General features: G+C 35.9%; 20 protein-coding genes and 2 pseudogenes. 1 reads left to right on the top strand and 21 read right to left on the bottom strand.

Annotated features, from left to right (window positions below):
- Nucleotides 1-84 precede the first annotated feature (84 nt).
- The gene (locus ACZ76X_RS13955) at nt 85-2,868 is read right to left on the bottom strand and encodes a dynamin family protein (protein ID WP_479850704.1); all 2,784 of its coding nucleotides are present in this window, start codon (nt 2,866-2,868) and stop codon (nt 85-87) included.
- 602 nt (nt 2,869-3,470) lie between these two features.
- Here ACZ76X_RS13955 and ACZ76X_RS13950 point away from each other — a divergent pair.
- On the top strand, nt 3,471-3,656 hold the full coding sequence (locus ACZ76X_RS13950; RefSeq protein ID WP_000461128.1) for a hypothetical protein: 186 nt from the start codon (nt 3,471-3,473) through the stop codon (nt 3,654-3,656).
- A 453-nt stretch (nt 3,657-4,109) separates the two neighbouring features.
- On the opposite strand, the gene ACZ76X_RS13945 is transcribed toward ACZ76X_RS13950, so the two are convergent.
- The 20 genes and pseudogenes from ACZ76X_RS13945 to ymfI all read right to left on the bottom strand — a co-directional run bounded on the left by ACZ76X_RS13945 (nt 4,110) and on the right by ymfI (nt 26,697).
- Nucleotides 4,110-5,096, bottom strand: a complete 987-nt coding sequence (locus ACZ76X_RS13945; RefSeq protein WP_479850703.1) for a choloylglycine hydrolase family protein — start codon at nt 5,094-5,096, stop codon at nt 4,110-4,112.
- Between the two features lie 196 nt (nt 5,097-5,292).
- Nucleotides 5,293-7,236: a DNA mismatch repair endonuclease MutL gene (gene mutL, locus ACZ76X_RS13940; RefSeq protein ID WP_479850702.1), complete on the bottom strand. Its 1,944-nt coding sequence runs from the start codon at nt 7,234-7,236 to the stop codon at nt 5,293-5,295.
- Nucleotides 7,237-7,244: 8 nt separating this feature from the next.
- On the bottom strand, nt 7,245-9,923 hold the full coding sequence (gene mutS / locus ACZ76X_RS13935) for a DNA mismatch repair protein MutS (RefSeq protein WP_479850701.1): 2,679 nt from the start codon (nt 9,921-9,923) through the stop codon (nt 7,245-7,247).
- 181 nt (nt 9,924-10,104) lie between these two features.
- On the bottom strand, nt 10,105-10,647 hold the full coding sequence (gene cotE, locus ACZ76X_RS13930; protein WP_098670298.1) for an outer spore coat protein CotE: 543 nt from the start codon (nt 10,645-10,647) through the stop codon (nt 10,105-10,107).
- Between the two features lie 125 nt (nt 10,648-10,772).
- Nucleotides 10,773-11,204 (bottom strand): YlbF/YmcA family competence regulator, encoded by a 432-nt coding sequence (locus ACZ76X_RS13925; protein ID WP_060631942.1) that lies wholly within the window; start codon nt 11,202-11,204, stop codon nt 10,773-10,775.
- Nucleotides 11,205-11,207: 3 nt separating this feature from the next.
- A complete protein-coding gene (miaB, locus tag ACZ76X_RS13920; RefSeq protein WP_479850700.1) occupies nt 11,208-12,737 on the bottom strand; it encodes a tRNA (N6-isopentenyl adenosine(37)-C2)-methylthiotransferase MiaB in 1,530 nt (509 codons plus the stop codon).
- A 428-nt stretch (nt 12,738-13,165) separates the two neighbouring features.
- On the bottom strand, nt 13,166-14,032 hold the full coding sequence (locus ACZ76X_RS13915; protein ID WP_000190154.1) for a 2-oxoacid:ferredoxin oxidoreductase subunit beta: 867 nt from the start codon (nt 14,030-14,032) through the stop codon (nt 13,166-13,168).
- Nucleotides 14,019-15,776 (bottom strand): 2-oxoacid:acceptor oxidoreductase subunit alpha, encoded by a 1,758-nt coding sequence (locus tag ACZ76X_RS13910; protein WP_087958638.1) that lies wholly within the window; start codon nt 15,774-15,776, stop codon nt 14,019-14,021. The genes ACZ76X_RS13915 and ACZ76X_RS13910 overlap by 14 nt, the downstream gene beginning before the upstream one ends.
- Nucleotides 15,777-16,003: 227 nt before the next feature.
- A complete protein-coding gene (locus ACZ76X_RS13905; protein WP_479850699.1) occupies nt 16,004-16,927 on the bottom strand; it encodes a dipeptidase in 924 nt (307 codons plus the stop codon).
- Nucleotides 16,928-16,985: 58 nt separating this feature from the next.
- On the bottom strand, nt 16,986-17,246 hold the full coding sequence (gene spoVS, locus ACZ76X_RS13900) for a stage V sporulation protein SpoVS (protein WP_000404341.1): 261 nt from the start codon (nt 17,244-17,246) through the stop codon (nt 16,986-16,988).
- Nucleotides 17,247-17,395: 149 nt separating this feature from the next.
- Nucleotides 17,396-18,190 (bottom strand): TIGR00282 family metallophosphoesterase, encoded by a 795-nt coding sequence (locus tag ACZ76X_RS13895; RefSeq protein WP_144614469.1) that lies wholly within the window; start codon nt 18,188-18,190, stop codon nt 17,396-17,398.
- A 164-nt stretch (nt 18,191-18,354) separates the two neighbouring features.
- Entirely contained in the window at nt 18,355-19,917 is a 1,563-nt protein-coding gene (rny, locus tag ACZ76X_RS13890; protein ID WP_000099774.1) for a ribonuclease Y, read from the bottom strand.
- Nucleotides 19,918-20,398: 481 nt separating this feature from the next.
- Nucleotides 20,399-20,821, bottom strand: a pseudogene (locus ACZ76X_RS13885) (recombinase RecA family protein); the annotation flags it as partial.
- Between the two features lie 327 nt (nt 20,822-21,148).
- A pseudogene (gene recA / locus ACZ76X_RS13880) lies at nt 21,149-21,757 on the bottom strand (recombinase RecA); the annotation flags it as partial.
- A 143-nt stretch (nt 21,758-21,900) separates the two neighbouring features.
- Nucleotides 21,901-23,139, bottom strand: a complete 1,239-nt coding sequence (gene cinA / locus ACZ76X_RS13875; RefSeq protein WP_479850698.1) for a competence/damage-inducible protein CinA — start codon at nt 23,137-23,139, stop codon at nt 21,901-21,903.
- 20 nt (nt 23,140-23,159) lie between these two features.
- Nucleotides 23,160-23,738 carry a CDP-diacylglycerol--glycerol-3-phosphate 3-phosphatidyltransferase gene (gene pgsA, locus ACZ76X_RS13870; protein ID WP_001052973.1) on the bottom strand — a complete coding sequence of 193 codons (579 nt, stop codon included), beginning with the start codon at nt 23,736-23,738 and terminating at the stop codon, nt 23,160-23,162.
- Nucleotides 23,739-23,801: 63 nt separating this feature from the next.
- Nucleotides 23,802-24,713: a helix-turn-helix domain-containing protein gene (locus ACZ76X_RS13865; RefSeq protein ID WP_479850697.1), complete on the bottom strand. Its 912-nt coding sequence runs from the start codon at nt 24,711-24,713 to the stop codon at nt 23,802-23,804.
- A gap of 21 nt (nt 24,714-24,734) precedes the next feature.
- A complete protein-coding gene (locus ACZ76X_RS13860) occupies nt 24,735-25,520 on the bottom strand; it encodes a DUF3388 domain-containing protein (protein ID WP_098670304.1) in 786 nt (261 codons plus the stop codon).
- Between the two features lie 139 nt (nt 25,521-25,659).
- Entirely contained in the window at nt 25,660-25,908 is a 249-nt protein-coding gene (locus tag ACZ76X_RS13855; protein ID WP_000114454.1) for a DUF3243 domain-containing protein, read from the bottom strand.
- A gap of 75 nt (nt 25,909-25,983) precedes the next feature.
- A complete protein-coding gene (gene ymfI / locus ACZ76X_RS13850) occupies nt 25,984-26,697 on the bottom strand; it encodes an elongation factor P 5-aminopentanone reductase (RefSeq protein WP_098670305.1) in 714 nt (237 codons plus the stop codon).
- Between the last annotated feature and the right edge of the window lie 90 nt (nt 26,698-26,787).

The raw sequence follows: 26,787 nt of genomic DNA, 5'->3' as shown, positions 1-26,787 counted from the left end.
TAAAAAGGGAGCAACTTATTACAGTTGCTCCCTTTTGCTCTCTTATAACATATGATGCAATGTCATATAAAAAACTCGTATATTTTACTTTTCGCTTGTTTCTAAAGTTGGATCTATATTGGTATGATCATCACCTATATTTAAAATTACTTCACATTGACGTAATCTCAATTCAAAGAGCATGATAGAATCATGATAGACTTCAGGATTTGATTTCATTTTATGTAACATCTCTTGTTTTTCTTGTATTTCTAAATGAGCGTTTTCTACAGCTTGTTTCAAGGAATTAAATGGATTCCTAAAGAAAATATGAATATCCCTCTCTTGCGTGTTCTCAAATAGCTCAAATTGCAAGAAAAATTTCTTCATAATAGAAGTTGTTACCTCTGTATAATCTTCATTTTCTACATACTGTTTATATTTGTTATATAGCATACCTTTGTTTTTAGGAAGAACTCCAAATAATTTCCCGGCACTTTTCAGTAAAAATTGTGCTGGTGTAAATCGACGTAAAATATTTACTTCATCCATTTGTATTCTAGTCGTCATTCTATCAGAATCTCTGCGCCAGTCATCAAGTACTTTAAAATCACATGCTAACTGTATTCGATTTTCTCCAAATAGAGAATTAAGTCCTTCACTAAGTTCTTCAAGATATGATTGACTTTGAAGAAGCTCATGATTAGAAGTTTCAATCCAATTTTGCATAGAAAGAGCAAGTTTAGGTAATACCGTTTGTTCTAAATATTTGTGTACTCTTTCATTCATTGCTTTATTTAGTTCCGTATCCATGTGACCGAAATCGCTTTCTTCACTAATTAAATCCGAACAACTCTGTAATATCTTCGGAATATTTTCAGTAAGGTCGTTCGTAATTTCCGTTTTCATTGTACGATATGATTGTGTAATGAAATGAATTTTTTCCTTCTCAAAAGCAGTAAGATTATTAATACTACCATTTAGTTTCACTAGCATATCTTCATTCCAATTAATCGCATCCACTAAATTATTTTCTTTCTCCACTCGTTTATCCAAAAGATATGTAATTGTTTTACGAATGAAAAACAATAGCTTTTCAGTACGTTCTACCTCGATATCTTTATGATTACAGTTTAAATGAATAAACTCCGTTAACTCATTTAATTGTTGACTACTTGTATATAGCGAAGAGTAAGGGAAAATTCTCGCTTGCGGGAAATATGTATTTATTCTCTCTTGCGTATCATATAATACTCTTTTCACTTCTGCTTCACTATATATGTTATCGATTTTATTTAATAAGAAATGAATTTGTAAATTTGGTGTATGTTCTTGAATGCTTAATAGAATGTCACGTTCTTTGTCAGTAAAAGGTGAATCCGCATTCAATACAAATAGTAATTCGTCTACAGAGTTTAAATATTCGAATATCTCATCTCTAGTGTCATTATTCCTATTAAAGCCAGGTGTAACTACAAATGTAAGTTTATTTTCACTTAAAAATTTGCATGGTAATTTAAATTCAACACATGCTCTCTCTCTATATGATTGATGGTGTTGAGACATCATATTATAGTAATCAGAGACATCTTCCGTTGTTGTAATTGCAGAATCTGTTATGGCGTTAATTTTTGTATGACTATCATTTTTTAAAACTACTACGTTTGAAATTGATTTTTCTACTATATTTTCTCCTAATATCGAGTTAATAAATGTAGTTTTTCCGTTCCCTGAAGTTCCCGTTACTAAAATGCGATTTGTGCTTAAATCTGCGAGCTCGCCAACTAACCATCTAAATCGGTGACCCATTTCTATATTATGATTTTGCGCCCACTCTGTAATAGATTCAAAAAGATGCAAACTATACTCTAAGCCATTCACATGATTAATAGAATATAACAACAGGCTTTCCGCATGTTTTATATTTACTGAATCTATTTTGGATGGGAAGATTTCATCCCATGCCAATACAGCAGCAGATGGAAATACAGCATAAGATGGATTGACTACCTTTAACCAATTGGTTAACAAGTTTGGAATGATATCATGCAATTGTTTGAGCATATATTGACCTTGAATTAATTCAAAATACGTTTCTTCGTAAAGAGAAGAAATTTTGTCCCATATATCGGACGACTCTATTTCAATATGTAAGAAAAATTCATTTATTGTGTTAAGCCACAATAAATAGTTTTGTTCATTTTTATAACTATTCCAAAGTGATGAAACCATTTGCGTAAATTGTACTTGATCTACATTATTTAACGTAACTAATACTTCATAGAAATAATCTGGTGAAATATGTTTAGTAAATCTTTTATCGATATATCCTTTTAAAACCTCAAACCACGGATAAGATTCTGTTCGGATTAACTCATTCACAGCAAGCTCTACTGCACTATCAAAATCTTGCTGCTCCTCATAAAAAGAACGGGCAATTTTTGTGACATTTGGATAATCCGGATTTAAAGCAACTGCTTCTTTAATAACAGCGAAAGCGGAGTCAAAATTATTTTGCTCTATGTAAAGAGAAAGTAATTGTAGTCTAATTTCTGTCATCAATATTATATTATCAGTAGTAATGGAAGTATAAACATTTTCAGCAACTGGTAACTGATTAAGCTCGAAATAAGCATCCGCAATATTTTTTTGTGCCCATGGTATTAATTCATTATTAACTTTCTCCCATTTAAAAATAGCTGCTTCAAAATCTTGATGGCGATAATAAAATTCACCTTGTGCAAAACGAATATAAGATCCATCAGAAATCTCATTTCGTTCTTCGTTTACATAAACTTCTCCAAGCACGTCAAGCGGTGGTTTTGTTTCATTCTCCATTAGGAATGTTTCATAATACATCTTTTTTATTAATTGTTTTTCTACTCTCATCTTTTCCCCCACTATATCTTGAAAATACATTTTTAAGATATGTCAATACTTTTTGTATGTATGCTTTTTATCTTAACAAAGAATATCTTTTGGAAAATTTCATTTTCCTTTCATTTTTTAAGTAAGATTGAATTTTTATGAGAAAAGTTTCAGTTTTTTTTCAATTCCCTTTCAGTTATGAAACAGCATTAAATGTTCCTAATAACCTAATAACACTATAATTGCCTGTATTACATTATCAAAAAAAAGCTATATAAACCATATTATAAAAACAATTTATAACGAATATATATACAAAACTCCCTTCCCTAATAAAGTGAAACTTTAATCAGCCCTCACCAATCGGACTTTTATGGGTAGCCCGCCCCCCACCTAACTTCTTTGCTTTCGCTGAATTTTGAGGTGGGGGTCTTACTGCCCATTAAAACGGGATAAATGAAAAATTCATTATCATATATTTCTCACATTCTTTTCCTTTGAAATATTTCAGTAGTTAGGTAATTAAATTCCATTAACCTCTATAAATAACTAGTCCAAAAAAAATCTATATGCATATCATGTTATAGTAAAGAATCCAGGAAATCCTAAAAGGAGGCATTTTCATGTTTGAAGATAAATCTAAAATAAACTACCCATATGAATTTACTGAAACTACAACAATCCCCCTAAAAAACCCCATCAATAAAAATTTCAAAAACGGCTCTGGTACACATACTTTCCCAATTAAAAAACACTATAAAGAACAGGTGTTATATACGGAAAAAATTAATAATAATAAAAACAAATAACCTGATAGGCCTTATAACAATTAATCAAATAAGTATCTAATATTAGACCTTGCACAGTTATGGGTAATAAATAAATCTTTCTTATACAACTCATGTACTTTTAAAAAGTGCTGATATACAGCGCTTTTTTATACATAAATAATAGAATAACAAAAAAGGCATGGATAGTTTCCATACCTTTTTTGTTATTTACTATTTATAAATGGCATACGTCCATTTTTATTTCACCTAGTAGCAATTTAATGGTACTTCTAAAAAAAATGAAAACTAGTTTAATTAAAAATAAGTTTCTTAGCCAATGTTCCTACTAGCATATTTTAACTCGTTGGAGTCATTGAAAAAAGGAGTAACTTTATGATAAATCACAAAGTTAAAGAAGCACCCAAGAATTATATATGTCATTTGCTCTATTATATATATTCAGAAATTCACCAAACATTGTTTCAAAGCTACTTAGTTTTCATAAAATATTTTTTGTTTTCGTTGGAACGGATAAGCTTTAATCTCATCTGTATCTAAATTTTCATGAAATAAATGAATAGCTATAATTTGTCTACAATCGTAGGTATGATAATAATATGTTCCGGACTCTATACACATTACGCTTGTATATATAGTATTATCTAATGCCCCTTCTTCTGTTATTACTCCGCCTTTAGGAACCTCACAATTTGATAAAATATGAAAAAGGGCCGTTACTCCCTCTTCTTCGCTATCTATACCTTGAATGTTTTGTTTGCCATATGCCGCCCGTACAAACCTTGATGGCGGGGTGAAATCTCCTGGAAGTCCCATTGAGCCCGATCCCTGACCAAAAGCACTTAATGATAAGTTACTCCACTCTGTTGGCGCGAATGGCTGCGATTTAAGGCCTATATATTGTCTTAAATTTTGTAAATGCCAATTAAACTCCGGACTATTCGTCATCACTCCTAGTGGGTTGTCATACATTTTTAATCCTTCATTTGTCGGCTCCAGTACAATGCAATCTCCCCATTTATCCGCTAAAATCCAATGTAGTGGTGGCGTAAGTCCTAAATCCGGTAATGGTATATCCAAAAAGGTAAGGCTATCTACAGATTCCTTTAACTCTTTGACAGAGTTGAATTGTGTCAGACTCCAAGTCACAAAATCAAATGGAGCCAAATTCGTTTTATTGTCATCTACGCTTTGACTATAAGTAGCGAATCCTGGAAAATAGAGTGTCGCACATGTCATACCCGCTTCATTTACTCCGTCCGCCATAATGATCCTTCCTTGATGATTAATACCCATTCCGACCGTACCATGTTTCGTATTAATGATTTCACCAGTTATATTATTCCACTGGTAATGTCGAGGAATGATTATTACTTCTTGATTCAAATCTAACGTGAAGTCCATCGTCCTTGCAAAAAGATGCTGACCGTTTTTTGTCTGTAATGTCAAACTCGTACACATAAAGAACACCCCGTTTTATGGTTTTATCTACACTTTACATAATTCTGATAAGTCTGTAAATTAAAAACCTCTTTCTATGGATTCATATGATTTTTCTACACTTAGTATAAATAAAGAATTTATTAACAAAATGAAAAAGAAGCGATGTATTTCATCGCTTCTTTTTTGTTAACCCATTTCCAAAATGACAGTATCCCTACATAACCCTCTTAAACATCTTCTCAAGCTCATAAGTAGAATGATGCACAAGAATCGGTCTTCCGTGCGGGCATGTGTATGGGTTTGTTGTTGTACGTAGTTCTTCCAGTAAAGCAAATATTTGATCGTTCGTTAAATATTGATTCGCTTTAATGGACGCTTTACAGCTCATCATGATGGCTGCTTCTTCACGTAATTTTTTAATATCCACTTTTTTTAGTTTGACGACTTGTTCCATCATTTCGTCGATAATTTCTGTTTCTTGACCTTTCGGGAACCACGTTGGATGGGAGCGGACGATAAAGGATTGATGGCCGAATTGCTCCAAAAATAGTCCAACTTTTTTTAGTTCTTCTAGCTGCTCTTCGACACGTAAAAATTCAGTAAGAGATAAGTCAATACGGTACGGTACAAGTAGCTCTTGTACTTCTTGCGCTACTCTTCCTACTTTATCACGGAAGTATTCATAATTAATACGTTCCTGCGCGGCATGTTGGTCAATCATATATAAGCCTTTATCATTTTGAGCGAAAATATATGTTCCATGCATTTGTCCAATTGGATAAAGCGGTGGTAAGTCATTACCGTTCATTTCGATCTCTTCTATTTCCTGAACGTCTTCTTCCAATTCCTCTAATTCAAAGTCTTCATCGTTACTGTTCCACGATTTCTCTTCTTGAATCGGTTCTTCTATTATCGGTTTACTAGATGGTTGCCAACTTTGTTCTTCTCTTACGAGCGACTCTGGTGGTTGCCATTCTTGTTTCGGTGGTTGCCACAGTTGAGCTGGCTGTTTCACAGCAAGTGGTTCTTCTCGTTTTTCATCCATGCCTGTCGGTAAAATGATTTCCGGCATAGATGGCTCTTTCGGCTTCGCATGCTCAAACTGGAACTGTTCTTGCACACTTTCATCTTTTTCTTTTTTCTTCGTTGTTACACCTGCATCTGGGATGAGCTGTATTTTTTTAAATGCTGCTTGCAATGTTTCTTCGATAAGCTTTAGCAATTCTTGTTCTTTACTAAAACGAACTTCTAATTTCGCAGGATGTACGTTAACGTCAACAAGCATTGGATCCATTTCAATCGATAAGAAGCCGATTGGATACCGTCCGACTGGCAGTAATGTATGGTATCCTTGTTGAATGGCTTTCATTAATACGAAATTTCGTACGTAACGGCCATTTACGATCGTTGACATATAATTACGAGATGCTCTCGTTACTTCTGGTAATGTTACATAACCTTTAATTGTGAAATCTAAAGATTCAGCTTCAATTGGAACAAGCTTCTTTGCAACTTGAATGCTATAAATCGATGCAAGTACTTGTCTTACATCACCATTTCCTGATGTATGAAGCAATTTCTTTTCATTATGAAATAGCTTTAATGATACTTCTGGATGTGACATTGCAATACGATACACGATATCTGTAATATTACCAAGCTCTGTATGAATGGTTTTCATATATTTAAGACGCGCTGGTGTATTAAAGAATAAGTTTTGTACTGTAATATCTGTTCCTTTTCGGCTCGCTGTTTTCTCCTGCTTTATAATGTCTCCACCTTTAATAATAAGGTGCGTACCAGGTGCATCACCTGTGCTAGTGATTAATTCTAATTCACTAACTGAGGCAATACTCGGCAATGCCTCGCCGCGGAAACCGAGTGTTCTTATGCGAAACAGATCGTTTTCATCTTTAATTTTGCTCGTCGCATGTCGTTCAAAAGCGACGATACAATCTTCTTCTGCAATGCCATCTCCATTATCAATGATGCGAATTTTCGATAAACCAGCTTCTTCTAAGTGGATTTCAATAGATGTACTATTCGCATCGATAGAATTTTCCACAAGTTCTTTTACGACTGAGGCAGGGCGCTCTACTACTTCCCCTGCCGCAATTAAGTTTGAGAGTTGGTCATCGAGTTTGCGAATTTTCCCCATCTACTTACTCATCCTTTCTTTAACTTTTTCTGTAAGCGATACAGTTCATTCATCGCTTCTAAAGGTGTCATATCAAGTAAATCAATTTTTTTAATTTGCGCAAGTACTGCCGTTTCTTTTGCATCTAGAACTGGCTTGTCTTGTTTTTTCGAGGACTGTTCTCCACCAAAGAATGATAGTTGTGATTCTTCTTCATTCTCTACCTTCGTTTCTTCTATTTCTACTGGATCTTCTTTTACAACTACAGGTTCTGAAATTACTTCTTGCTCTTGCGCTTTCACTTCTACACGCTTTGGAATAATAATTTCTTCTTGTCCTTCTAATTGTGCTAACACTTCTTTCGCACGAGCAATTAAGCTATCTGGAAGCTCCGCAAGTTGCGCAACGTGAATTCCGTAACTTTTATCTGCTGCCCCATCTTGAATTTTGTGAAGGAATACTACTTTTCCGTTCTCTTCAATAGCTGAAACGTGTACATTTTTCAGTTGATCTAAACTTTCTTCTAACACCGTCAATTCATGATAATGCGTAGAGAATAACGTTTTCGCCCCAATTTGGTCATGAATATGTTCAATGATTGCTTGTGCAAGTGCCATACCATCATACGTAGATGTACCGCGTCCAATTTCATCAAATAAAATTAAGCTTCTTTCTGATGCATTTGCAATTGCATTTTTCGCTTCTAACATTTCGACCATAAATGTACTTTGACCTGAAATTAAATCATCTGCTGCGCCAATTCTCGTAAAGATTTGGTCAAATACAGGTAATACTGCTTCTGTTGCCGGTACGAAACAACCGATTTGCGACATAACCGTTACAAGTGCTAATTGTCTCATATACGTACTTTTACCAGACATGTTCGGTCCTGTAATTAAAAAGACATCCATATTCTCTGGCATAATACAATCATTCGGTACATACAATTTCCCGTTCAATACTTTTTCTACGACAGGATGACGACCATCTTTAATAAAGATTTCGCGCTTTGTTGTTAGTACAGGTTTTACAAACTGTTCTTCTTCACTAACTGTCGCAAAACTTTGCAGTACGTCTAATTCACTAATTACTTTCGCTAAATGCTGTAATTTCGGAATAAATACTTTTACTTCTTCACGAAGTGCTGTAAATAAATCGTATTCTAGTTGTACAATTTTTTCTTCTGCTTCTAAGATTAATGTTTCTTTTTCTTTTAGTTCATCTGTAATGAAACGCTCCGCATTAGCAAGCGTTTGTTTACGCTCATAGCGTCCTTCTGGTAATGCTGTGAGGTTCGCTTTCGTTACTTCAATATAGTAACCGAAAATACGGTTGTATCCGATTTTTAACGATTTAATTCCTGTAATATCGCGCTCTCGTTTTTCAAGCTCAGCAATCCATGTTTTTCCGTTTTTACTAACGTAACGATATTGATCAAGCTTGTCATTGTAACCGTCTTTAATAATATCTCCATCTTTAATAGAAAGCGGTGGGTTTTCTTGAATACTTCTTCCTAGTAATTCTGTTAAGCTCTCACATGGATCTGCGCCTTGAATTAATCTCGCTGCATACGCGTTATCTAACAAACTAATCGCTTCTAAAATAGCTGGCACTTGAAGTAACGAGCGTCTTAACTGTAATAAGTCCCGTGCATTGACATTACCAAATGCAACTTTCCCTGCTAAACGTTCTAAATCATATACTTCTTTTAATTTTTCTTTTAAATCTTCGCGTAAGAAGTAATCATTTACAAACATTTCAACCATTTCCAAACGCTCTTCAATTCGCTCTTTCTGTATAAGCGGACGCTCCATCCACTGTTTTAACATCCGACCACCCATAGCTGTTTTCGTCTTATCTAGTAGCCATAATAATGATCCTGTTTTTTCTTTCGTTCGAAGTGTTTCTGTCAGCTCTAAATTTCGCTTTGAATGCACATCAATTTTCATAAATTGATTCGTATAGTAAATTTCCACTGGTTGCAAATGATCTAATGAACGTTTTTGCGTTCTTATTACATAGTTAAATAAGCGTCCAACTGCTTTAATTAACTTTGCTTGTGAAACATTTTTCACAAGGTGTTCTAATCCTTCAGGGATTGCTGTTGCATCTTCATATGAAATCGTCATTTTTAACGTTTCAGTTAACTTGTTTAGTTCATCTTTAGAAAAGGAAGAATCTACAACAATTTCTTTCGAACCAGTTGCATACACTTCTAATAAAATATCTTCTACTGAACCAGTCAATAACGTTACTGTATTTTGTCCAGTCGTTAAATCATTACAAGCTAATGCATATGATCCATCTTCAAAATGTGTTAACGCGGCTAAGAAGTTATTTTCTTTCTCATCAATCGTACGCCCTTCCATCATCGTTCCTGGCGTAATTAATTGTACGACTTCACGGCGCACTACACCTTTAGCCGTTTTTGGGTCTTCTACTTGCTCACAAACCGCTACTTTATATCCTTTTTCAACAAGTTGTTCAATATAGTTTTTAGCCGCATGATACGGTACACCGCACATCGGTATACGTTCACTACTACCACCGTCGCGGCTCGTTAATGTAATTTCAAGTTCGTGGGCTGCTTTAACCGCATCCTCAAAGAACATTTCATAAAAATCACCTAAGCGGAAAAATAAAAAGGCATCTTGATAGTCTGCCTTCACTTTTAAATATTGCTGTATCATAGGCGTATATTGCGTCATACTTATCCTCCATAATTCTTACATAATAATCTATATTCATATATGTCACACTTCACGGACATCCATATCTCCTATTTCAGGAGTCTTTCTTCATTATAGCACATTTCATTAGGAATCATGTTCATTCAAGTACCACTTATGTAAAGTAAAAAGCTAGGAAGAACTTCTCCCTAGCTTTCTATTACTCTTCTTCTGCATCAACGATAAAGTTCGGATCTAATTCTTCAAACTCATCATCGTCAATTTGGAAGGCATCGTCTGACTCTACGCAACCTTCAGGATTTACACTTACACAAATTTTCGTTTCGCCAACTACTTCTGTTACAAATTCACGTTCTACAGTTACAACAATTTTATTACCATTTGGTGATACAAGAGCTTCTAAACAATTTGGTGGCTGAATGACGCGAGCAATAATTTCTAAATCATCACCAGAAAAGTTTTTATCACGATACCCAATGCTCACTTCATCCGTGTAGTTTACACGCTCTGTTACAACTTCTGTCTTTGTATTACCATCAAATGAATACCAAGTGTTCACATCATAGAAACCTTCAATTTCCACATGCTTTCCACTCTTTCTTGCTTCATACGAGTGGTTAATTACCCAGCACCCTAAAATACTCGTTGGCTCATTATTCGATTCACATGTATGCGTTGACTTTGTATACTTACGTCCTTTTCCAACCACTGCTTTTGTAATAATCTCTCTAAATTCGGACATTCGTAACCCTCCTCAATCACTATTCACTTAATCATATGCGTGACAATAGCGGAATGTGTCATTCTTTTTTTGAGAAGAATTTACGTTTAATCCACTAAAAAAAGAGATGTCAATTCGACATCTCTTTAACAACCACAATTTCCTTTTTTACTTTCTACCGCTGCGCCCGTTTCACCCTTCAATACATCGCCATTCGTTGAAATTAATATTTCATCTGTTACGTTGTTAGAAATCGTACTTGCAACTAGCTGTAGTAAATCATTTACATATGTTTGTGAAGATTTAAATTCTTGTACAACTGGGATACTATCTAACTTATCTTGCAATGCATCAATTTCAGCTTCTACTTTTTTCAAAGCTTCCCATTTCCCGTAATGCTGCAAGTTTACTGCTTGTTTTTGCAATGCTTTAATTTCATCGATTGCACGCTTTACATTTTCATTTTTATGAATTTGCGCCTCTGCTTTCTTAAAGAAATCAACTTCTTCTGTTTCAGAGATCATTTTTGCTAATTCTTTCGCTTGCTCAACAATTTCATCTTTCGTATATGCTTTCATCTACTATTCCACCTCAATCGGCTCTTCAACTAATTCTCCGTTAAGAGACCAAGTTTTTGCGTCCGTTACTTTTACTTTCACAAGCTGACCAATTAAAGATTTTGGAGCAACAAAGTTTACAAGTTTATTCGTACGAGTATAACCTGCAAGTACTTCCGCGTTATTTTTACTTTCCCCATCAACTAACACTTCTACAATTTGACCTTTGTAAAGATTGTTCTTTTCAATTGCCAATTTATTCACTAATGCATTTAAGCGTTGCAGACGTTCTTTCTTCACATCCATCGGTACATTGTCTTTCATTTTTGCAGCTGGTGTACCTTCACGCGGAGAATAAATAAAGGTAAAGGCAGTATCAAATCCTACTTCACGATATAACGACATCGTTTCTTCAAATTGCTCGTCTGTTTCATTTGGGAAACCGACGATAATATCAGTTGTTAATACCGCGTTTGGAATTGCTTCTTTAATTTTTCGTACAAGCTCTAAATAATGCTCACGCGAATATTTACGCGCCATAATTTTTAACATCTCTGTGCTTCCAGATTGAACCGGTAAGTGAATGTGTTCTACTAAATTCCCACCTTTTCCAAGTACTTTAATTAAGTGATCATCGAAATCGCGTGGATGGCTCGTTGTAAAACGGATACGGGCGATATCAACCTTACGGAGTTCGTCCATTAAATCGCCAAGACCATATTCTATATCTTCAAAGTCTTTACCGTATGCATTTACGTTCTGCCCAAGTAACGTAATTTCTTTATAACCATTCGCAGCTAAATGACGAATCTCTTGGATAATATCTTCTGGACGTCTGCTTCGCTCTTTTCCGCGTGTATACGGTACAATACAATATGTACAGAACTTATCACAGCCATACATAATATTTACCCAAGCTTTAATATCGCCACGGCGTACTTTCGGAAGATTTTCAATTACGTCTCCTTCTTTTGACCAAACTTCAACTACCGTCTCCTTCGAGAACATTGCATCTTTTAGAATGTACGGTAATCTATGAATATTATGTGTTCCAAACACCATATCTACATGCTGATTTTTTTGCATAATTTTATTTACAACAGATTCTTCTTGAGACATACAACCACATACACCAATTAAAAGGTCCGGATTTCTTCGTTTTAGTGATTTTAAATGACCTAGTTCACCGAACACTTTATTTTCAGCATTTTCACGAATGGCACAAGTATTCAATAATACTACATCTGCATCTTCAGTTGAAAAAGTTGGTTCATATCCAAGTGCAGTGAAAATACCAGCCATCACTTCTGTATCATGCTCATTCATTTGACAACCATATGTACGAATATAAAACTTTCTTCCTGTACCAAAATTGCGAAACTCTTCAGGTAAGCCAAAATCCCGTTCAATTTTAACTTCTTCTTTCCCTCGTTTTTTCGCGTCCTTTAAGGAAGGTGGTTGGTATACACTTTCAAAGTATTTACTATAATCTTTCTCTTCTTTTTTCACAGAGGAATTTGCTTGTTGACTTGCTAATCGTTGTTGCTCGTTCATCGGTAATCTCCTTTCACCCTTAACTATACACACTCTATAGTCCATTTTAATGCGCTTAGACCCACCTCAAAAATGGTTAGATAGCTTGAGAGATAACTTGTCCTTTGAAACTTTGAGTAACCAATCTAATCATCTATAAGAATGAAGTCTTCCCCACACAAATAGACATTCCCTTTTCGTATTTCTTTTTTGTCCTACTAAAAAGCATATTGCTTTATCCCTATAAACATTACCATAGTATGAAGCGTTTCGCCAATTTTAACAAAAAATTGGCGCTGTCTTATCTTACATTTTATTAGCAATGAACTTGCCATTTTCATACAACGATTTATATATTATTTTACCATTCTGAATTTTCCAAGTAAATATAACTACCTTATATTTACTCATAAAAAAAGGTTGCCACATGGCAACCTTCTCTTCTTACATTACATAAATTCAGCAACAAGTTCATCAAACATTTTCTGATCCATATTTAAATCAGATTGAACTAAAGGCTTCTCACTATAGCCTTTTACAAGTTCTTGGTATGAAGGTTGCGCTGTATTTTGATAAATTAAACCTGTTACTAATCCGTTATTTTCCATTAACGTTTGCATAGCCATCATGCGATTAGACGGATCATATCCCTCTACTGTACTTAGTTTTGTTAAATTCTCTTTAAACCAATCGTAAGTATTTACTTTATTGTAAGTAACACATGGGCTAAATACGTTAATTAATGAAAATCCTTTATGGTTAATACCAGCTTCAATAATTTGTGTTAATTCTTTTAAATCACTTGAAAAGCTTTGCGCCACAAATGTTGCACCAGCTGTTAAAGCCATTTCCATAACATTTAGTGACGGTTCAATTGAACCTTGTGGTGTACTTTTCGTTTTAAATCCAGCTTCACTACGTGGTGAAGTTTGCCCTTTTGTTAATCCGTAAATTTGGTTATCCATTACGATGTACGTAATGTCGATGTTACGACGAATAGAATGGATTGTATGTCCCATACCGATCGCAAATCCATCACCGTCACCACCTGATGCGATAACTGTTAAATCACGGTTTGCCATTTTTACACCTTGTGCAATTGGAAGGGCACGACCATGAATACTATGCACACCATATGAATTAATATAACCTGAAATACGACCTGAACAGCCGATACCAGAAATAACAGCAAGTTCATCTGGATTTAAGCCAACGTTAGCTGCCGCACGTTGAATTGCAGCTTGCACCGAGAAGTCTCCGCAACCTGGGCACCAGTTTGGTTTTACACTGTTACGAAAGTCCTTAAATGTTGCCATTTAATACAACCCCTTTTTTGCATTCGTTGTAAATCTCTTTCGGCAAGAATGGGTTCCCATCATATTTTAAAAGACTAGAAATTTTCTCGCCGTTACCAAGATTCATTTTCATAATGTTAGCAAGTTGACCTGTTGCATTGTTTTCTACCACTACAACACGCTTCGCATTTTTCACAAGTGGATCGATTTCAGCTGTTGGGAACGGGTGAATTAAACGCACATGAGCATGGTTTACTTTCATACCCTCTTGTTCTAAGCGCTCCATTGCTTCTTCGATCGCACCACGTGTTGAGTTAAATCCAACAAGCAATACGTCTGCTTCTTCATGCTTAACATTTTTATAAACAGGGGTATTAAACTTCAAGTTCTCCATTTTACGGAAACGTTTGTCCATTTGATCTTTACGGTTTATTGCTGATTCAGATGGTTTACCAGTTTCATCATGCTCTACACCTGTAACATGGTGAACACCATTTTTCATACCAGGTAAAACACGTGGTGAAACGCCATCTTCTGTTACTTCATAACGCTTGAAGTATGCTTTATTTTCACGTTCTGGTAATTCAGCTTCTAAATCAAGCTTACCGCGACGAATTTCCACCTTATCTAACTTAAGTGGTTCTACCGTTTGTTTTCCTAAAGAAAGCTGTAAATCTGTTAAGAAAATAACAGGTACTTGATATTCTTCAGATAAATTAAACGCTTCTACAATATCATAGAAAGCTTCTTCAACAGTACTTGGCGCCATTACGATTTTTGGAATTTCACCGTGCGTACCGTAAATCATCGCCATTAAATCAGACTGCTCTTGTTTCGTTGGTAATCCTGTACTTGGACCACCACGTTGTGTATCAACAATTACTAATGGCGTTTCTGTAATACCTGCTAAACCGATCGCTTCCATCATTAAAGATAGACCCGGACCAGCAGATGCAGTTAATGTACGAACACCAGCATAGTTTGCACCGATTGCCATTGTACAAGCTGCGATTTCATCCTCAGTTTGGATTACTGTTCCGCCAACTTTCGGCAATTTTTTAATTAAGTATTCCATAATTTCAGATGCAGGTGTAATTGGATATGCAGACATAAAGCGAGCACCACCAGCTACCGCACCAAATGCAATTGCATCGTTCCCAATCATAAACATACGTTTTTTACCATCAGCTTTTTCAAGCTGCATCATGTTTACTTTCTCACCTAGCAACTCTTTCATATATTGAGAGCCGCGCTTAATCGCGTCCATATTCTTTTGAACGACTTGTTCTCCTTTACGACCAAAGATCTCTTCAACAACATCTAAATAAGCTGTTTCATCTAATCCTAATACCGCACTTGACGCCCCAACAGCAACCATGTTTTTCATTAATGATGTGCCTAATTCTGAAGCAATGTCTGTAAACGGTATCACATATAGATTTACATCTGTATTATCAGGTATCGTTGGATTAAATTTCGCATCTGCAACTACAATCCCGCCCGGACGTAGTTCGTGGAAGTTAAAATCAATTGTTTCTTGATCAAAAGCAATTAAAATATCTAAATCATCTGAGATCGCGCGTACTTCTGTTGTACTTACACGAATTTTATTATTTGTATGGCCGCCTTTAATACGTGATGAGAAGTGGCGGTAACCGTATAGGTAATATCCTAATCGGTTTAATGCAATACAGAAGATTTCTCCTGTACTTTCAATTCCTTCACCTTGTTGGCCTCCAACTTTCCATGAAAGTTGACTAATCATCTCCTACACCCCTTTTGGCTGCATTCATTGTAGTGTATTTTTTTACAGTAATAGTTTAGCATTTTTTATACAAATAAACTACAACGGACGCAAATTATGCCTCTTCTGATTTCCCTGAATCTTTAGTATAAAGCTATTTTGTTTTTCATTCTAGTATTAGGTCTTAAAAAAAGCAATAATATCAAATGAATTAATTCTAATTTTTCTGGATTTTTAAAACAAAAATCTTAAAAGCTTATTCGTTCAACAAAATTATCATATAAAAATCGCTCTACAGTAGATGCAGCATAGTGTTTACAAAGCTCATTCATTACATTTTCATAATCTCGATACGCTGATACATTTACAACTGTTTCTACTATCCCATCAAAATCCGAACCAAACCCTATATTGTTCTCTCCACCTAATGAACAAATATATTCGATATGTCTTACTATATCTGCTACATTCGCTTGTTTTTCATTTGTTAGAAACTGCGGTACAAAAGTGACACCGATCATGCCGTTTCGCTTTATAAGAGCTTTAAGTTGTTTATCGTTTAAATTACGTGGGTGCTGGCAAAGTTTCATACAATTTGAGTGGGAAGCAATAGGATTTTTTGCAATTTCTATCACATCCCAAAAACTTCTTTCATTCAAATGAGACACATCAGTCCATACATGTAACGCATTCAGTTCTTGTACAACATGTTTACCAGAAGTCGTTAAACCTGCCCCACGTGTCTCTAGCGCACCATCAGCTAATAGATTGGCATAATTCCATGTTAGTCCAAAAGAACGTACTCCTAGGCGATACAACAACCGTAATTTCATTGTATCTTTTCCAATTGCTTCGCATCCTTCTAGTGTTAATATCGCTCCAATCTCGTCCTGTTTTAACATGTTAATATCATCTTTTGTCTGAATAAACTTCACACCTGGTAGGGATAAAATTTCATTATAAAAAATATCTACCATTTGCAATGCTACTTCAAATCGGTTTTCATATGCCACTGTTTCTGGCACATATATAGCAAAACATTGTATACTTCCTTTTCTGTTCTTTAACTGTTCAAATGTAATATGTAATTGCGAATCATGTTTAAAATCCTTTCTCCCTTGTGCACTCCATAACTGAAGAAGCACATCACAATGAGCATCAAAAATTTTCATTTTCATTCCTCCATTATAAAAACAACCTGTTTGCATACTGCAAACAGGTTGTTTAAACTTAACGAGGTTCTACAATTAATTTTATTGCTGTACGTTCTTCCCCATCAATCATAATATCCGTAAACGCTGGGATACAAATCAGGTCCAAACCACTAGGCGCTACAAATCCTCTTGCAATTGCTACTGCCTTTACCGCTTGGTTCAATGCACCTGCACCAATGGCTTGAATTTCTGCTGTTCCGCGTTCGCGAATAACACCTGCAAGTGCACCAGCTACAGAATTAGGGACCGACGTTGCTTTAACTTTTAATATTTCCATTCCGCGTTTCCTCCTCGTTTCTCTAAAAAGTATTAGCAATTATTTCACTTTAACTTATATTCACGAGGAATGACGCGTATTCCTGCTAAATTCCTGTAATTTTTCTAAAAAATTAAAAAATAATAACTTATCTAAATTTTAGTCAAAAATCACTCAAAAAATGGCTGATCATCATTAATTAAGATACGCTGAATTTTCTTAGCTTTTCCTGTATTAGGATCCACATCAATTAGCACTGCACTTAATTGTGTTCTACCATTTGTTACCTCAAATCGTACTGGTAAGTTTGTTAAAAACTTCTTCAATACCGCTTCACGGTCCATACCTAAAATTCCATCGTACGGTCCCGTCATACCAACATCTGTAATATATGCCGTTCCGCTTGGTAAAATACGATTATCTGCTGTAGGAACATGCGTATGTGTACCTACTACCGCTGTAGCACGACCATCTACATACCAACCTAAAGCTTGTTTTTCACTTGTAGTTTCCGCATGGAAATCAACAAAGATAATATTCGTACGTTTTTTCGCAATGTTAATTAACTCATCCACTTTACGGAATGGACAATCGATCGGAGGAAGGAATGTACGTCCTTGTAAATTAATTACTGCAACTTCTGTTCCATTACAGTTCACAAAGATAAGCCCTTTTCCTGGAGTTCCTTCTGGGAAATTAGCTGGTCTTGCAAGATATTTTGCATCATCAATAAATTCAAATACTTCACGGTTATCCCAAGCATGGTTTCCAAGTGTCACCGCTTGTGCCCCGCATTCTAAAAAGTTTCTATATATTTTTTCCGTAATTCCACGTCCACCTGCTGCATTTTCTCCATTAATAATGGTTACTGTAGGTGTATATTTCTTCTTTAATGCCGGTACGTATTGTTGAATCATACCTCTACCAGGAGATCCTACTACATCCCCAACAAATAATATTCTCATATGTCTTACCCTTCCTATGTACTACATTTTTTATTACTATAGCTTCAAGTGATTTCCTTACAATATATTTATTATAAGTATGTTTCACCTGTATGCTAGGTATTACTAATTACCTTTATTTTAACCAATTCCAACACAAAAAAATAAAGTGGTGTTTCACCACTTTATTTTGCGTATTCCACTGCACGTGTTTCACGAATAACAGTTACTTTAATATGTCCTGGGTAATCCAGTTCATTTTCAATACGTTTTCGAATATCACGAGCTAAACGATGAGCTTCTAAATCATCAATTGTATCTGGTTTTACCAGAATACGAACTTCTCGTCCTGCTTGAATTGCAAATGATTTTTCTACGCCTTCATAAGACTCTGAAATTTCTTCTAACTTTTCAAGACGACGAATATAGTTCTCAAGTGTTTCACTACGAGCTCCAGGTCTTGCAGCTGATAATGCATCTGCCGCTGCAACTAAAACTGCAATGATAGAAGTTGGTTCTGTGTCTCCGTGGTGAGATGCAATACTGTTTATAACTACAGGATGCTCTTTATATTTCGTTGCGAGTTCAACACCAATTTCAACGTGGCTACCTTCTACTTCATGGTCAATCGCTTTACCGATATCATGTAATAGACCAGCACGTCTTGCTAGTTTTTCATCCTCACCAAGCTCTGCTGCCATAAGTCCAGTTAAATATGCCACTTCCATAGAGTGTTTTAAGACGTTTTGCCCATAACTTGTACGGTATTTCAAACGACCTAAAATCTTAATTAAATCTGGATGTAATCCGTGAACACCCACTTCAAACGTTGTTTGCTCTCCGACTTCGCGAATATACTCGTCCACTTCACGTCTTGATTTTTCGACCATCTCTTCAATACGCGCTGGGTGAATACGTCCGTCCTGTACTAGTTTATCAAGAGCGATACGAGCTGTTTCACGACGAATTGGGTCGAATCCAGATAGGATAACCGCTTCTGGTGTATCATCGATAATTAAGTCAATACCTGTTAACGTTTCTAACGTACGAATATTTCGACCTTCACGTCCGATAATACGTCCCTTCATTTCGTCATTTGGAAGATTTACAACCGAAACGGTTGTTTCAGCAACATGATCAGCTGCACATCTCTGCATTGCAAGAGATAAAATCTCTTTTGCTTTCTTATCTGCTTCTTCTTTCGCACGAACTTCACTTTCTTTTACCATTACGGCAATTTCATGAGAAACTTCACTTTCTACTTTACCAAGAATAATTGCTTTCGCTTGTTCGCGTGTCAGATTGGAAATGCGCTCTAATTCTGTTTGTTGCTTTTGAACTAACTCTCCCACTTTGCTTTCCAACTCTTCAATCTGTTGTTGTCTCGCTACAAGAGAATCCTCTTTCTTTTCTAACTGTTGCTCGCGTTTATCGAGCGTTTCGTCTTTACGATCAAGGTTCTCTTCTTTTTGCATTAAACGATTTTCTTGTTTTTGTAATTCGCTTCTACGGTCACGAATTTCTAATTCAGCTTCTGTACGAAGTGTATGAATTTCATCCTTTGCTTCTAAAAGCGCTTCTTTCTTAAGTGCTTCAGCCTCACGATTCGCTTCGTCTAGAATACGTTTCGCTTCATTGGCTGCACCATTAATCTTCGCTTCAGCAATAGACTTTCGAACAAAAAAGCCAACAACTGCACCGACTGTTGCAAGCAAAATGGAGATGAGTATCCAAACTGTACTACTCATGATTTCACCTCCCCTTGCTATGAATGAAAAAAGACTGTCGGCATGTACATTGAATACCAACATACAGCAAAGACCGTCGTCCCGCTTTTTTAAGGGACTTTCTTCATTTCACAATTAAAATGTCATATTATTATTTCGGCAAGATTTAAGTCTTACTCCGAATATTACTTCTCTTCTTGAGAAGAGTGTTTCGTATATAAGAAAAAATATACATTCTCATTGTATCTATCGCAATTTTCATTGTCAAGCGTTGTCTACTTTTACTTTCTTTACCTTCAGCCCTAATTCATATATGAATTTAAAAAGCAGACAGCATATTATCCTGGAAAACCTTAGTAAATTCCAGTTTATTCATGTAAAACATGCATATATCCTTCTTTATACATAATCTTTTAGGTAGATTAAATATTTTATCTCCAACGATATACAACGCTTTCATAATGATATAAAAATAAAAGACACGAAGCCGTGTCTTTTATTTTTAATCAAGAAGACTTGGATCTTCCATACCTTCAGCACCAGAATCTTCGCTAATTCCGTGATGCTCACGAATAAAGAAGGCAATTTCTTCTCTTAAATCCGTATTTTCTTTTAAGAACTGCTTCGAATTTTCACGACCTTGTCCTAAGCGTTCTTCATTATAAGAGTACCAAGCACCACTCTTTTGAACGATATCAAGTTCAGAAGCCATATCTAAGATTTCGCCTTCTCTTGAAATACCTTCTCCGTACATAATATCAACTTCAGCAACACGGAATGGTGGTGCCACTTTATTTTTAACTACTTTTACTTTTGTTTTATTACCAACGATGTCGTTACCTTGCTTTAATTGCTCCGCACGACGCACTTCAAGACGAACAGTTGAATAGAATTTCAACGCACGACCACCTGGAGTTGTTTCTGGCACTATCTATAGATTTTCCATCTCTATAGTCCGGACTATCTCTTCATCTCTTTACAGAGAGCCTTGCACTTCCAGCAGTAGCCTATCATCTGCCGTACCCTACTCAGTTAACAAAAAGTCCTTTTCGGTAGTCTCTACACCTTCCCCATATAAATATGGAGCTTGGCACGGTATTACCCTAAATAATGGTGGGCTTCACCGTTAGCAACTATATGAATAGTTACACCCTTAGGCAATAAGGTTCACAAGGTTTTTTAACATGCTATCACTAGCAAGGGAAACCCATGGTAAACTCCTTAATCTTTACGATTAAGCAACTTGTAGTTGATTTCCGAACATAACCCCAACTTTTTCACGAATTTGGTTAATAAAGATTGCGATTGTTTTTGATTTATTAATTGCACCTGATAACTTACGAAGTGCTTGAGACATTAAACGAGCTTGTAGACCTACGTGTGAGTCACCCATGTCTCCTTCGATCTCAGCTTTCGGTACAAGAGCTGCTACAGAGTCAATTACGATAATATCAACCGCACCACTTCGTACAAGTGCTTCTGCAATTTCTAAACCTTGCTCCCCTGTATCAGGTTGTGATAGTAGTAATTCATCGATGTTAACACCTAATTTTTGTGCATATACAGGATCCATTGCATGCTCTGCATCAATGAACGCTGCTTGTCCACCTTGACGTTGTACTTCTGCAATTGCATGTAATGAAACTGTTGTTTTACCTGAACTTTCAGGTCCGTAAATTTCGATAATACGGCCGCGCGGGTATCCGCCTACCCCTAGTGCCACATCAAGTGCTAAAGAACCACTAGAAACTGTAGAAACTCTACGCTCCGCTTGTTCTCCTAATTTCATAATTGAACCTTTACCGAATTGCTTCTCTATTTGTTTTAACGCCATATCTAACGCTGCTTGACGATCACTCATTCAAAATTCCTCCTTAACTGAATTGCTAATCTTATTATACCTATTTTCAATTCAATTTGCCAACAAAAATCGAACATTTATTCGATTTTTTTATTTTCCATTAAATAAAACTGTATTTAAACATAAAAAAAGCTAAAAGAGACTTATATCTCTTCTAGCTTTTTATACAAATGATAAAAACCATATTTTACTGAGCGTTCCCTAATTTGTTGACGACTTCCGCTTAAATTAAGAGGAAAGACTACAGTTGGTTCATCTTTAATCGCCAATCCAACAAATACTGTTCCTGGCTCTTTATGTTCTGAAGCATCTGGTCCTGCTACCCCAGTGAAACTAATCCCGATATCCGCTTTTAATAATTCTTTAACATTTTCAGCAAGATAACGAGCACACTCTTTACTAACAGCACCGTCAGTAGACAACACTTCCTCAGGTACATGTAAAACATGTTGCTTCACATCATTATGATAACAAATGACACCGCCTTTAAATATTGAAGACACACCAGCACTTTCTGTTACTTGATTACCGAAGAGACCACCTGTTAAACTTTCTGCACATGCTAAAGTTAATTCTTTTTTCTTCAATAACTCTATCGCCTTATTATGCAGAAACTCTTGGTCATATCCGTAGAAAAATTCTCCTACTCTTTCTAAAATCAAATCTTCTGTATGCTGAATGAGCTTCGCCGCTTCATCAGCCTTTTGATGCTTGGCAGTTAAACGTAATGTCACTTCTCCATCATTTGCAAGAGGGGCGATTGTCGGATTCGTTTGTCCATCAATTAAATCTTGAACTTTCACTTCTAATTGAGATTCCCCAATCCCGAAGAAGCGCAGCACACGAGAATAAATGTTTTCTCCTGTTGTAAAGTTACGTAAAAAAGGCTCTACATAACTTACATACATCGGCTTCATTTCTTTCGGTGGCCCTGGTAATAAAATATAAACTTTTCCGTTCTTATTTAACCCCATACCAGGTGCCATACCATGATCATTCGCAAATACAGTCGCTCCATCCAAAACGAGCGCCTGCTTTTTATTATTCTCCGTGAACTCGCGACCTGTACGCTTAAAGTAATCGCTTATTGATGCTAATGCCTGTTCATCATACACTAGCTCTCCACCCAAACTAGAAGATATCGTTTCTTTCGTCAAATCATCTTTTGTCGGGCCTAATCCACCTGTAAAAATAAGCATGTCCGCACGTTTTTCCGCAACTTCAATCGCCTGCTGTAATCGTGTGTTATTATCCCCGACTACAGTATGGTAGTACACATTAATGCCGATTGAAGCTAACTTTTCAGATAAAAACTGGGCATTTGTATTTGCAATTTGTCCAAGTAATAATTCCGTTCCAACCGCAATAATCTCCGCATTCATCCCAATTCCCCCATAAACTTCTATTTTGAGTTTACAAAAGCAGCTCTATTTTTCCAGAAATAATCCCATCCTGAAATAACAGTAAAAATTAATGCAATCCATATAAAGATGTCTGCTACCGGAATATGGATTAAATTTAAAGGTACATCGTGTAATAAATATGCTGCAATCGCGATAATTTGTGTCCATGTCTTAATCTTACCTAGCTGATTTGCTGCAACTACTTCTCCTGTTCCAGCAAGTACTAGACGTAGGCCAGTTACCGCAAACTCACGGCTTATAATGATAATAACGATCCAAGCTGGTACGTATTGCATCTCCACTAGCGTGATAAGCGCAGCTGAAACAAGTAATTTATCAGCTAATGGGTCAAGGAACTTCCCTAAATTTGTTACAAGATTATATTTTCTTGCGTAATGTCCATCAATCCAATCTGTAGCCGAAGCAACAATAAAGATAAGTGCTCCTACTAAGTGTTGAATTGGTAAATCAACATCACCAATTGTGTATGAACCCCAATCAAAGGGTGCTAACATAATTACCATAAAAATTGGAATTAAGAAGATTCTAGATATTGTAATTTTATTTGGTAAATTCACAGCTATTCCTCCATCATATCAAAAACATTTGTTCATTGAAAAAAGTCATCGAAGCGATGACTGTTATTGTGCAGGTTGCTCTACCCCTTGGTTTTTTATCACCAATCTTTGGTGAAGTTCTTTTTCTGGATCCAATGGATAAGCAACCACTTGGCCATTCAGTTTAACTTCAACATTCGTTGCATTTCCAATATTAAGTCGTACTTCTTTTAATGTTGATACATTATGTTTTTCTATTTGACCCTCTTGTAATGTAGTGTTTAGAATCTCATTCCCCGCATCATCTTTAACATCTACATAACTCGTACCTTTACCCGATATTTCCAGTTCTAATGTTTTATTATTATGAATTTCCAAAGTAGATACTTTACCAGTTGTCCCAACTACTTTCACTTCTTCTTGTCCCGTTGGTTGCGCTGGTTGCTCTTCTTTCTTTGGCTCTTCTTTTTTCGGTTCTTCTTTTTTCGGCTCTTCCGCTTTCACTTCATCTTTCTTCGCATCTAACGGAGAGTTTTCCGCTTTTTTAACTTCAATTTTCTCACTTTGAGTATTCGGAACTTTCTCATCATCTTTTCCAGTTAACGCTTGGAAAACAAACCAAATTACCACTCCAATTGCGATTACTAACAGCGCAACTAAAATTTTCGGCATGTGATCTGCAATTGGCCATGATGAAGATTTTTGCATTGTTTCTTGCGTTTTTTGTCCTGTTGATACTGGTGGAACGTCACGTTTTTCAGATTGTGGTATCGTACTCTGATATTCTACAAGCAGTTCCTCTCCATTTAATCCAACCGCATCTGCGTATTGTTTAATGAATGCACGCGCATAAAAAGCTCCTGGCAATACATCATAATTGCCTTCTTCAATCGCTACTAAATGGCGTTTTTGAATTTTTGTAATCTCATGCAGCTGATCAATAGACAAGCCTTTCGTTCCTCTTGCTTCTTTCAGCTTTTGTCCTAATTCTGTCACTACTAACACCTCAATATTTCTTTAAAAGTCAAACATAGAGAAATTATTTTGCGTACCTTGCTCAATTTCATCTACTAAATTATATTGAATTTCTTCATCATAATCGTTACGCAACTCGATAATATAATCAAAATCATCCAATGTGTATTCTGACTGACTCACAAATACATCAGGATGTTCCACAACTTTCGTTGCAGGCAATCTCATAATTTCACGAACAAGCTGCCAATGCCTTTCGTTAGCACGCTTTGTTGACACGATTCCATCTAAGATGAAAATATTGTCGTCGCTATACTCGTCTTCAATTAATTGACTACGAACCGTTTGCTTAATAAGAGTAGATGATACAAATAACCATCTTTTATTTGCGCAAACACTTGCGGCAACAATGGATTCTGTTTTTCCCACACGAGGCATTCCTCGTATTCCGATTAGTTTATGACCTTCTTTTTTCATTATTTCAGCCATAAAGTCTACAAGTAACCCTAATTCATCACGCACAAACCGAAATGTCTTCTTATCATCTGCATCTCGTTGTATGTACCTACCATGTCTAACCGCTAGCTTGTCTCTTAGCTTTGGCGGACGATATTTCGTTACCGTTATATTATCCATCGTATTTAAAATTGATTCAAGTCTAGAGATTTGCTCTTGATTATCACACATAAGGAGTAATCCACGTCGTTCATTATCTACACCATTAATTGTGACAATATTAATGCCGAGCATACCGATTAACGAAGAAACGTCACCAAGCAAGCCAGGTCGGTTTTTATGTATTTCATATTCAAAATACCATTCAATCATCCAAGATCACTCCCCTTGCTTACTTTACACCTACGTACTATATTATATGATTTCACCTTAATAGGGAAGCTAAATGTATAATCTATCCTGCGTTATTATTATACAAAAAAAATAGAGAGGAGAATCTCCTCTCTATTTTTTACTTATGCTGTACAAACTTTACCATTAAGTTTGCGATTGTATGTTGCTCTTGTTCATCAGCAACTTTCCAAAGCTCAGCCAATAGTTTCTCTTGATCGTTGCGTGCTTCTACTTCATTTGCTAAATAGTCACCAACACGAAATGCCATATCTGATACAGCACCACCATCAAGACCTTTTCCTTGCGCCTGTTCTAAACGTTCTCCTAAAAAGCTCTTCCATTGATCAAAATTATCTAAAACTGACATGTGTAAGCACCTCACTACTTAGTAATAGAATCATGCTTAATTTGTACAGTTTTTCATTTTTTATGTAAGAAATTTTTAGCAATGCCAACCGCCGTTCACTCCGATAATTTGTCCCGTTATATAAGATGCTCCTGGTGATACGAGAAATGACACTGTTTTTGCTACTTCTTCTGGCAATCCCAGTCTACCTAACGGAATCTCTTCAGCAATTTCATTCTTATCCTCTTCTGAAAATACATTTAACATTTCCGTTTCAATTGCACCTGGCGCCACCGCGTTCACTCTTATTCCACTTAATGAAACTTCTTTCGCTAAAGCTTTCACATATGAATTTTGCGCACCTTTTACCATCGAGTACAGCACTTCACATGATGCACCAATTTGTCCCCATATAGACGAAACAAGTACAATATTACCGCTTCTCCGCTGAATCATTGAAGGCAGTGCCATTGATAATACTTTATATATACTCTTAACTTGAAGTTCTACCATGTAATTCAATTCATCGTTCGTTACATCTGTTACGAGTCCAAATATACTCTTCCCAGCCGCATATACGATAACATCAAGAGGATGTTCAATTTGGTCCCACAATTGCTCTGCTCCATCAGCAGAAGCTAAATTGGCTTGAACAGGAATCACTTCATCCCATTCTTTCTGCAACTCATTCACTTTTTCTACACTGTTATTATAATGAATATATACTGTATATCCATCTTGAATTAATTGTTTTGAAATAGCAGAGCCAATTCCTCCGCTTCCCCCAGTTACTAATGCATACTTTTTCATACAATTCCTCTCTTATCTCAATAAAATCTTTCTCCTACAAATAAATAATACCCTCATCTTACAATTTATCAATGATAAGATGAAGGTATT

The sequence above is a fragment of the Bacillus sp. BC05(2025) genome (assembly GCF_056725905.1).
The sequence above is the reverse complement of the archived record's forward strand: the minus strand, read 5'-3'. Positions and strand labels throughout refer to the sequence as shown.